Below are 10,187 nucleotides of genomic sequence, written 5' to 3' on the forward strand. Positions count from 1 at the left end.
CATGATCAGAAGATTTGTCAACCTTCTTCTGAAATATGTGACATGCATCACATACGCCTGCAATCCTTTTGAATAGGATACAATAAAAAAGTGTAAAGGGGTTTCCCGGCAGATGGTAATTCCTGATGAGGAAAAGATGACCGATCCCGAAATTCTGGATGAAGATTTCAGGGCCGCTTTAAAAGAGATGCCCGGCTTTGTGGACATCACCGAGAAAGATCTGGTCGAACTCTACCGGCTGGCGCGCAAGCATGCGGGCAACCGCCGTACAGGTCATCTCTTGGTCGAGCAGGTGATGACGCGGGATGTGGTATCCGTGAAACTGGGCGCCGACCCTCACGACGCCGAGGCCTTGCTCTTCGAACATCGGATCAGCGGGCTTCCGGTGGTCGATGAAGGGAATCATGTGTTGGGCGTCGTGAGCGAGCAGGATTTCCTTCATTGCATGGAGGACCAGGAATTTTTGTCCTTCACGGACCGGGTCAGACACGTTCTTCACAGAAAGGAGTACACCAAAAAGACTCGATGCGAAAAGGTGGAGGACCTGATGACGACGCCTCCGATCACGGTCCAGAAGGGGATGTCGGTGAACCGGGTGGCCACGATTCTGGTGGAAAAGAAGATCAACCGGGTTCCTGTGGTGGATGAAGAGGGGAGGCTGGCAGGTATTGTTTCCCGTGCTGACCTCATCAAGGTGCTCCACGATTTACATAATAAGTAGAGGATCATCTCTAAAAGAGTGGGTGAAAATATAAGGGGTCAAGGGGTCGAGTGAAATGCTCAAAACATAAGGGGTCAAGGGTCATAGGGATAAAGGGTCCCAGGGGTCCAGTGTTTTTCTCTAGTGTCGTGTCAACCTTGTAGTGTCTTTTGGTGTTACCCCCTCATCCTAACCTTCTCCCCATAGGGGAGAAGGGATGTTTAAACTTCCTCTCCCCTTGGGGAGAGGATTGAGGTGAGGGGGTAAATAGATCTTGCTTGTGTTTCAGTATTCCACTTGACCCCTTGAATCCTTGACCCCAAGATACCTAAATGTAGTGGCCGTCGCAGACGGCAAAGATAGAGATAAGCGGGGCACGCGAAGCGTAACCCTTCTTAAACTAACTGCGAGAAGAACCTAAATATAGAGAACAAAGAGCGGCCTGCTGAAAAATCCGGAAAAGAAAAGAGAAGGGATGAAGAATTTCTTTCATAAAATGCGGGGCGGAGGAGAGTGCCCGAAACGGGTTCGGCTTTCCGAAATAGTCTGGTCGTGGATCGGAAGCTTTGCCGGGATTCTTGCCGTGGCTTATCTGTCCAGCCGATTCATGGAACCTCGCGACCTGACCCTGGTCATCGGTTCTTTCGGTGCGTCTGCGGTTCTGATTTATGCGGCGAGCCGGAGTCCCTTGGCCCAGCCCTGGAACCTTCTCGGCGGGCATTTCTTCTCTGCATTGGTGGGAGTCGCCTGCTTTAAGTTGTTTCAACCGCAGTGGCTGGCCGCGGCCATGGGCGTTTCTCTTGCCATAGTCCTTATGCATACCCTCAAGTGTCTTCATCCGCCGGGAGGGGCGACAGCGTTGATCGCCGTGATCGGCGGGCCCAAGATCCATTCACTCGGTTACCTCTATGCCATCGTTCCGGCGTGTCTGGGCGCTGCAATGATGCTCGTGATCGCGCTGGTCATCAACAATTTGGCCAAGGAACGCTCCTATCCCGAGTACTGGTTCTGAACGGCGGACCGGCCGGCTTCTCGAAACTCAAACATCGTTTTATTCAGGCAGGATTTTTCAAAAAATCCCTTGACATTAGCCTTTTAAATCTATTATATTAGCAACCCGATATATCCTGTAAAGCTAAATAACACGTCATTTAAAGTGCTATCGCGCGGAATAATGAAATATCGGTTTATTCATACTAAAAAAATTCTTGACAAACCTTTTAGAGGTCTTTATATTAACAAAACATTATATGCTTATATTTTTAAGTTTCGGGTGATCCTGTGGTTTGCCTTCTGATATTTACTGGAAACTGAAAGGTTTAGGGTGGGCGGGACCATATAAATGAAAACAGACCCGGTTTTTTATGATACGGATAGTTGAAGACCGGAGGAGCACGCTGATCCATGAAGCTTGAGACCTTCTTATCACAAAAAAAGTCCGCCATCCTTGAAAAATGGCTTAACCTGCTGCTTGATTCATATCCTTCTGAAAGTTCAGCGTTATTCAAGAAAAACAAAGATCCATTTTCCAATCCCATGGGGCACACGTTCTCTCAAGAGATGGCGTCCATCTATGACGCACTCTTGAAAGGGACTGATTTTAGTCAGGATCCGTCTTCCGCCGAGATGTTGATCAAGATCCGGGCGGTTCAGGATTTTTCAGCATCTGAGGCCGTCTCCTTTGTCTTCTCACTCAAAAAGGTGATCCGGGAGGAACTGGGAGAGATGATCGGCGAGGATGGGGTGCAGGCGGAGTTGCAGGCCTTGGACTCCCGCATAGACGATCTTGCCCTGGTCTGTTTCGACCACTATATGAAATCCAGGGAGATGATCTATGAACTCAAGGCAAATGAAATAAAGGAAAGGGCATACACGCTCCTGAAAAGAGCGAACATGATGTGTGAGACCACCGGCTCGTAAAGAGCCCGGTCCATTCCAATCATTTGTTTAACATAAAGCGAGGTAAAAATTCATGGGAGTTCTATCCGCCCTCATCTCAGTGATGGTACTCGTTTTATTGGCCTACGTGGGAGTGAACCGGGGAGGCTTGAATTACCTCTTCGGGGTGACCATCCCTTATGCGGCCGTTCTCATATTCTTTCTCGGGTTCATCTACCGCATGGTCCAGTGGGCGCGCTCCCCGGTTCCTTTCCGGATCCCAACCACGTGCGGCCAGCAGAAAACCCTCCCCTGGATCAAGCAAGACAAACTCGAAAGCCCGTCCGACACCATCAGCGTGCTCGCAAGGATGTTCCTTGAGGTCTTTTTCTTCCGTTCCCTTTTCAGAAACACTCGGGCTGAACTAAGAGAAGGTAAAAGGCTTGTCTATGGCTCTTCCAAATGGCTCTGGATGGCCGGGATGGCCTTTCATTGGTGTTTCCTCATCATTTTCATCAGGCACTTGAGATTCTTCACCATGCCGATCCCCGCTCCCCTGCACATGATCGAGGGGATGGACGGCCTCCTTCAGATCGGCGTGCCGAGGCTCTATATGACCGACCTCATCTTTCTGGCGGCGGTCGCCTTCCTTTTCTTAAGAAGGGTGGTCATCCCGCAGGTGCGTTACATTTCCCTTCCCGCGGACTACTTCCCCCTCTTCCTGATTCTGGCTATCGGAACGAGCGGGGTCCTGATGAGATACTTCACCAAGGTGGATATTGCGGCCGTCAAGGATCTCACCGTGGGTCTTGCAACCCTGCATCCCCATATCCCGGGGGTGCAGATCGGAAGCATCTTCTACATTCATCTCTTTCTTGTGAGCGCGCTCTTCATCTATTTTCCGTTCAGTAAACTCATGCATCTGGGGGGCGTTTTCTTGAGTCCCACGAGAAATCTGGCGAACAACAACCGCATGGTCAGGCACGTCAACCCCTGGAATTATCCGGTCAAGGTCCATACCTACGAAGAGTATGAAGATGAATTCAGGGCAAAGATGATTAAAGCCCACATTCCCGTAGAGAAGGAATAAGCGATGGCAGATAAACTTCCGACACCGGCAGAAATGAAGATAGACCACACGCCTCCAAAGACCGGGTGGATGGACACGCCCTTTGAATTCAGAAAGGGGACTTGGTGTTACAGCGCGAAGCCCAAGAGTATTGAGTATCTCGGGTTCCCCAATCCCCGGGAATGGTCCCCGCCGGATGAGGACTGGAAACTTCCGGAGAACTGGGAGGAGATCATCCACAAAGGGTTCAAGGAACGGCTCGGCAAGTTCCGTTCCTTCAAACTCTTCATGGATGTCTGTGTCCGGTGCGGCGCCTGCGCCGACAAGTGCCATTTTTTCCTTGGAAGCGGTGATCCCAAGAATATGCCGGTCCTCAGGGCCGAACTGCTCCGGTCGGTGTACCGCAAAGATTTCACCGCGGCCGGAAAGCTGCTCGGGAAAGCGGCCGGGGCGAGAAAGCTCACCGTGCAGGTGCTGAAAGAGTGGTTCTACTATTTCTACCAGTGCTCAGAGTGCCGCCGCTGTTCGGTCTTCTGCCCCTACGGCATTGATACGGCCGAGATTACCATGATGGCAAGGGAACTCATGCATCTCGTGGGTGTGAACATCAACTGGATCCTCGATCCTGCGGCCAGCTGTTTCAGGACGGGGAACCATCTCGGTCTGGAGCCTCACTCCTTCAAAGACAGCATCGAATCCCTGCTGGACGACGTGGAGGAGATTACAGGCATCCGGGTAGCCCCGTCCTTCAACCGCAAGGGGGCCGAGATCCTCTTCATCACCCCTTCCGCGGACGTCTTCGCCGATCCGGGAATCTATACCTTTATGGGATATCTCCTCCTCTTCCATCATATCGGGCTCGACTACACCATCAGCACCTACGCCTCCGAAGGGGGGAACTTCGGCCTGTTCACCTCAAACGAGATGATGAAACGGCTCAACGCCAAGATGTACGCGGAAGCCAAGCGGCTGGGTGTGAAGTGGATCCTGGGCGGGGAGTGCGGTCATATGTGGCGGGTCGTCCATCAGTACATGGATACCATGAACGGGCCCGCGGATTTTCTGGAGGAGCCGGTCTCCCCGATCACCGGGACGAAATTCGAGAATGCGAAATCCACCAAGATGGTGCACATCACCGAGTTCACCGCGGATCTGATCAAAAACGGCAAACTTAAACTCGATCCGAGCCGCAACGACCACCGGAAGGTGACGTTCCACGATTCCTGCAATCCTGCAAGGGCCATGGGTATCTTTGAAGAGCCCCGCTACGTCCTGAAGAGCGTGTGCAATCATTTCCATGAGATGCCGGAGAATACCATCCGGGAGCAGACCTTCTGCTGCGGGGCCGGTTCCGGGCTGAATACCGAGGAGTTCATGGAGATGAGGCTCCGGGGCGGGCTCCCCAGGGCGAATGCCGTGAAGTACGTGGCGGAAAAACACGGCGTGAACCTGCTTACCTGTATCTGTGCGATCGACCGGGCCGTGCTTCCTCCCCTGATGAGATACTGGGTTCCCGGAGTCGAGGTCAGCGGCGTGCACGAACTGGTGGGGAATGCCCTGATCATGGATGGCGAAAAGAAGAGGACGACCGGTTTGCGTGAAGAGCCTCTTGAAGGCGTAGAGGAGGACGAAGCCGATGTATGATGCCGGGAAAATTATCGCCGGGTTGCTGATCTTTATCGGTGTGATGACGTTTCCTCTCTGGTACAACATGGGGAAGGCCTCGCCGGCGCCGGAGCCGGAACTCTCGCAAAAGGCCAAGCAGGAAAAGGAGTGCGTGGAACCCAAGTCATTCATGAAGACCAAGCATATGCAGTTGCTGAACCAATGGCGTGATTCGGCCGTGCGGGAAGACATGCGGGTCTATGTAGGATCCAACGGGAAGTCTCACGATATCAGCCTCCAGAACACCTGTCTTAACTGTCATTCCAACAAAGACAAATTCTGCGACAAGTGCCACGATTTTGTGGGGGTTACACAACTCTACTGCTGGGATTGCCATCTTGAGCCGAAGGAGAAGGAGTTATGGGCTGCAAAAGACGTGAATTTTTAAAGATCGCCGGACTCTCTACCCTGGCGGGCCTTGCGGGCAAATCGGCCTATGAACTGCTTGCTCCGGGTCAGCTTGAGGCCTCAGAGTTCATGTCGGGCGGGCAGGCCCTGAAGGCCGAACGCTGGGCCATGGTGATTAATATGAAAAAGTGTTCCGAACAGGAAGAGTGCCGGGACTGCGTTGACGTCTGCCGGCATGTCCACAACATCCCGGATTTCAAGAACCCCAAAGATGAGATCAAGTGGATCTGGAAGGCCCCGTTCCAGCATGCCTTTCCCGAGCAGGAGAGTGAGTTTGTCGAGGAAAAACTCAAGGAACTCCCTTTCATCGTTCTCTGCAACCACTGTAAGAATCCGCCGTGCGTCCGGGTCTGTCCCACACAGGCGACCTTCAAGAGGAAAAAGGACGGGGTGGTCATGATGGATTACCACCGCTGTATCGGGTGCCGCTTCTGCATGGCGGCCTGCCCCTATGGTTCAAGAAGCTTCAACTGGAGAGATCCCCGGCCTTTTGTCAACAAGGATGAAGGAAATCCGGAATACCCCACGAGGACCAAGGGCGTTGTGGAGAAATGCACCTTCTGCGACGAAAGGCTTGCCGTAGGCAAGATCCCGGCCTGTGTAGAGGCCTGTAAGGAGAAGGCGCTGGTCTTTGGTGATCTGGAAGATCCGAATTCAGAGGTCCGGGAACTTCTCAGGGCCAACTACAGCATCCGGCGAAAACCGGAGCTGGGCACGGAACCTTCCGTTTTCTATATTGTATGAGGTGACTATGCTGGAAAAGGCATTGACCGGAAGTCGAAGATACTGGGCATGGATATTTTTCCTGCTTGCGATCATCGGGGTAGGGTTTATTTTCTACCTGCGGCAGCTAAGTTACGGTTTGGGGATCACCGGTATGAGCCGGGACGTGACTTGGGGGTTCTACATCGCCCAGTTTACCTATCTGGTGGGGGTGGCGGCCTCGGCGGTGATGCTGGTCATTCCTTATTATCTCCATAATTACAAGAAATTCGGGAGGATCACGGTTCTCGGAGAGTTCCTGGCCGTCTCCGCCGTGATCATGTGCATCCTGTTCATCTTCGTCGACCTCGGCCAGCCCTTCCGGGTCATGAATGTGGTCCTGCATCCCACCCCAAACTCGGTCATGTTCTGGGACATGATCGTCCTCTTGGGGTATTTCATGCTGAATATCGTGATCGCATGGGCTACCCTGGGCGCTGAGCGCAAGTCCGCGCCTCCGCCTTCATGGATCAAACCGCTGATCTACCTTTCGATTCCATGGGCGGTCAGTATCCATACGGTGACCGCGTTCCTGTATGCCGGTCTTCCCGGAAGACATATGTGGCTCTCCGCCATCATGGCGGCCCGGTTCCTGGCCTCGGCATTTGCATCAGGCCCCGCTCTTCTGATTATCCTTTGCCTGATCGTGAGAAGTCAGACCCGTTTCGACCCGGGCAAGGAGGCCATCCAGACCCTGGCCAAGATCGTGACTTACGCCATGATCACCAATGTATTTTTTCTGCTCCTTGAATTCTTCACCGCCTTTTACAGCGGGATACCGGGACATATGAATTCCCTCAAATATCTCTTTTTCGGGCTGGAAGGGCATGGGGCGCTTGTTCCCTTCATGTGGACATTTGTGGTTTTGGCCGTTATAGGAATCGGTATGCTGGTCCCGCCGCCTCTGCGCTCAAACGAGAATCTTCTGGCCGTTGCCGCGATATTGATCATCGTTTCGACATGGATCGACAAAGGGTTGGGGCTGGTGGTGGGCGGTTTCATCCCTAACCCGTTTGAAGAAGTGGTGGAATATGCGCCGACCCTGCCCGAACTCTCGATTGCCCTCGGTGTCTGGGCCATCGGGTTTCTGATATTGACCATTCTGTTTAAAGTGGCGACGGCCGTTAAGGAAGAGGCCGCTCAGTGAAGGGGTGATCCGGGCCGCGAAGGCCGGATGGTAAAATATTAAGGTGTTTTCGGGAGGTTTGTAACCTTAAATTAATAACAACATTGGAGGAAGACGTAATGAGCAGCATTGAAGTCGGCGGCAAGAAAATTGAATTGGATGAGGATGGCTTTCTTAAAAATATGGATGACTGGAGCAAGGACGTGGCCTTGGCGCTTGCAAAGACCGAAAGCGTCGATATGACGGAAGCGCATTGGGAGGTGGTGAACTTTCTCAGGGATTATTACCAGGAATACAAGATCGCCCCGATGATCCGGATCCTGACCAAGGCCATCGGGAAGGCCCTCGGCAAGGAGAAGGGGAATACCAAGTATCTCTATGAACTTTATCCCGCCGGGCCGGCCAAACAGGCTTGTAAGATTTCCGGTTTGCCCAAGCCCACGGGCTGCGTATAAGCGGTCCATTTAAAGGGATGGACAGGGGAGCTTCCCCTTGAAGCGCTGACTCCGGTTGTAGAATCCCTGCGCTTATGGGGAGAAAGGTCTGGAAGAAAAAAACGATGCGGGTCGTACATCCGGACTGCCTTTCAAGAGGCGGATAACCCGTGCATGAAGATTCACATTTATGTGATGGAGGTACAATGAAATTCGGAATACTGGTTCAGGAAGGCCCCTATAATCACGAGGCGTCGGACAGCGCCTACAATTTCATCCAGGCATCACTGGCCAGGGGACATGAAATCACCGGCGTTTTTTTCTACAACGACGGGGTCATCAATGCAACGAAGCTGATGGATATCCCTGCCGATGACCGTCACATCAGCAAAAGATGGTCGGAGTTAGGGTCCAAGGGTGTCCAATTGATCGTTTGTGTCGCGGCGGCCAAGCGGCGCGGCATCAATCAGAATGTTCTCATCGAAAACGCGAGGATCGACGGGCTCGGGCAGTTGAGCGAACTCTGTATCGAGTCCGACCGGCTGGTGACCTTCGGCGATTAAACGAAAGGAGTTGATGAGCCAATGGAAGAGAGTAAAACGAGAAAGATTATGTTTGTGAACCGGAAGGCGCCTCACGGTTCCATTTACGCCTACGAGGGGTTGGAAGTGATCCTCATCTTCGGGGCGTACGATCAGGAAATCAGCGCCGTCTTCCTGGACGATGCCGTTCTCTCCCTGAAAAAAGGGCAGGATACCAGTGAGCTTGGGACCAAGGGGTTTGCCGCGACGTTCAAGGTAATGGAATCCTATGGGGTGGAGAACCGATATGTGGACAGGGAGTCGTTGGAACAGAGGGGCCTCACCAAGGACGATCTGCTGGTTGACGTCGAGGTCATGGACGGGGCGGCGCTCCGCAAGGTTATGGGAGAGCAGGACGTGCTTTTGCCTTTTTAATGGTTCGAGTATTCGCAAGGAGGAGAAACATTGCTTCATATCGTGAACAAATCACCTTTTAAATTCCGGAACCTGGACAGTTGTATCCGGATCGCCAAGGATGATGATCCCATCATGCTGATCGAGGACGGTGTCTACGCCGCGCTGACCGGGACCGCCCTTGAGAAAATGATGAAGGGAGCCTTGAAGACCCATCCCGTGTTCGCCATCCAGGCGGATCTCAAGGCTCGGGGTGTGGACAGGATCATCGAGGGGATACAGGTTTGCGACTATTCCTGTTTCGTAACGCTCGTCGAAAAGCACGTACCCTATTCCTGGCTGTAATGAAAATTGATGGGTGATCCCAAAGAGGCTGTAAAGGAATTCTTAAGAGATAAAAAATACCAGGAGATCCTGAACCTGGCGGGTGAAAATCGAAAAATGGTCAGGCTCCTTCGGTCCATCCTATACGATGAGGAGCCGATCATCAGGTGGCGGGCGGTGACCCTGTTAGGCAGGCTCGCCGTGGAAAAACCCGGCTGGATCAAAAACGAGGTCAGCCGGCTGCTCTGGACGCTGAACGACGAATCAGGCTCGATAGGAAGGGCCGCTCCGGAGACTATCGGGGAGATCGCAAGGAACAACATCCGCCTTGCAGAAGATGCCGTCAAGGTGGTCATACAATATCTCAAGGATCCGGAGACCTGCCGGTCTCCGAACCGGAATATAGACATCCTGACCGGGGTGCTCTGGGCCATAGGGAGAGTGGGGAACAGGCGCCCATCTCTGGTCACGAAAGTCATCCCGGTGATTGAATCTTTTCTCGTAGATCCTGAGCCCTCGGTCAGAGGCCATGCCGCCTGGTGCCTGGGTCAGATCGGCGTGAAAAGCGCCAAGGAGGGGCTTGAGCGGCTGATCCATGATGAAGCAAGGTTCCTGCTGTATGAAGATGACGAATTGCAGGAGCAAGCGGTCGGCATGATTTCCGGAAGGGCGCTGCGCCTGATTGGGAATTAAGGTTCATCTCCAAAAGAGTGGGTGAAAACATCAGGGGTCAAGGGGTCAAGGATTCCAGGGGTCAAGTGAAGTGCTTTTCAAGACTTGAGGGTCCGAGGGGCCAAGGATTCAAGGGGTCGAGTGAAGTGCTAAAAACATCAGGGTTCAAGGGTTACTGTGTTTTTCTCTGGAGATTTTGCTTGCATTTAAGTAT

13 protein-coding genes are annotated in these 10,187 nt (G+C 52.8%); all 13 read left to right on the forward strand.

From position 1 onward, the window contains the following. Positions 1-112 precede the first annotated feature (112 nt). The 13 genes from AUK29_09650 to AUK29_09710 all read left to right on the forward strand — a co-directional run bounded on the left by AUK29_09650 (position 113) and on the right by AUK29_09710 (position 9,994). Positions 113-721: a hypothetical protein gene (locus AUK29_09650; protein OIP61841.1), complete on the forward strand. Its 609-nt coding sequence runs from the start codon at positions 113-115 to the stop codon at positions 719-721. A gap of 454 nt (positions 722-1,175) precedes the next feature. Continuing rightward, the gene (locus tag AUK29_09655) at positions 1,176-1,712 is read left to right on the forward strand and encodes a hypothetical protein (GenBank protein OIP61842.1); all 537 of its coding nucleotides are present in this window, start codon (positions 1,176-1,178) and stop codon (positions 1,710-1,712) included. A gap of 392 nt (positions 1,713-2,104) precedes the next feature. Beyond that, entirely contained in the window at positions 2,105-2,620 is a 516-nt protein-coding gene (locus tag AUK29_09660; GenBank protein OIP61843.1) for a hypothetical protein, read from the forward strand. A gap of 52 nt (positions 2,621-2,672) precedes the next feature. Then, complete coding sequence (locus AUK29_09665) at positions 2,673-3,668, forward strand: menaquinol oxidoreductase (protein ID OIP61844.1); 996 nt, start codon at positions 2,673-2,675, stop codon at positions 3,666-3,668. A gap of 3 nt (positions 3,669-3,671) precedes the next feature. Then, positions 3,672-5,291, forward strand: coding sequence for a menaquinol oxidoreductase (locus tag AUK29_09670; protein ID OIP61845.1), 1,620 nt, complete (start codon positions 3,672-3,674; stop codon positions 5,289-5,291). After that, the gene (locus AUK29_09675) at positions 5,284-5,700 is read left to right on the forward strand and encodes a hypothetical protein (protein OIP61853.1); all 417 of its coding nucleotides are present in this window, start codon (positions 5,284-5,286) and stop codon (positions 5,698-5,700) included. The genes AUK29_09670 and AUK29_09675 overlap by 8 nt, the downstream gene beginning before the upstream one ends. Further along, the gene (locus tag AUK29_09680; protein OIP61846.1) at positions 5,673-6,464 is read left to right on the forward strand and encodes a 4Fe-4S ferredoxin; all 792 of its coding nucleotides are present in this window, start codon (positions 5,673-5,675) and stop codon (positions 6,462-6,464) included. The genes AUK29_09675 and AUK29_09680 overlap by 28 nt, the downstream gene beginning before the upstream one ends. Before the next feature lie 7 nt (positions 6,465-6,471). Beyond that, positions 6,472-7,629: a menaquinol oxidoreductase gene (locus AUK29_09685; protein ID OIP61847.1), complete on the forward strand. Its 1,158-nt coding sequence runs from the start codon at positions 6,472-6,474 to the stop codon at positions 7,627-7,629. Between the two features lie 98 nt (positions 7,630-7,727). Further along, positions 7,728-8,063, forward strand: a complete 336-nt coding sequence (locus AUK29_09690; protein ID OIP61848.1) for a sulfurtransferase TusE — start codon at positions 7,728-7,730, stop codon at positions 8,061-8,063. A 185-nt stretch (positions 8,064-8,248) separates the two neighbouring features. Next, a complete protein-coding gene (locus AUK29_09695; GenBank protein ID OIP61849.1) occupies positions 8,249-8,605 on the forward strand; it encodes a sulfurtransferase TusD in 357 nt (118 codons plus the stop codon). Positions 8,606-8,626: 21 nt separating this feature from the next. Next, positions 8,627-8,998 (forward strand): sulfurtransferase TusC, encoded by a 372-nt coding sequence (locus AUK29_09700; GenBank protein ID OIP61850.1) that lies wholly within the window; start codon positions 8,627-8,629, stop codon positions 8,996-8,998. A gap of 30 nt (positions 8,999-9,028) precedes the next feature. Beyond that, positions 9,029-9,322 carry a hypothetical protein gene (locus AUK29_09705; GenBank protein OIP61851.1) on the forward strand — a complete coding sequence of 98 codons (294 nt, stop codon included), beginning with the start codon at positions 9,029-9,031 and terminating at the stop codon, positions 9,320-9,322. A gap of 9 nt (positions 9,323-9,331) precedes the next feature. Next, entirely contained in the window at positions 9,332-9,994 is a 663-nt protein-coding gene (locus AUK29_09710; GenBank protein ID OIP61852.1) for a hypothetical protein, read from the forward strand. Positions 9,995-10,187: the final 193 nt, after the last annotated feature.

The sequence above is a fragment of the Nitrospirae bacterium CG2_30_53_67 genome, assembly GCA_001873285.1.
Lineage (GTDB): Bacteria > CG2-30-53-67 > CG2-30-53-67 > CG2-30-53-67 > CG2-30-53-67 > CG2-30-53-67.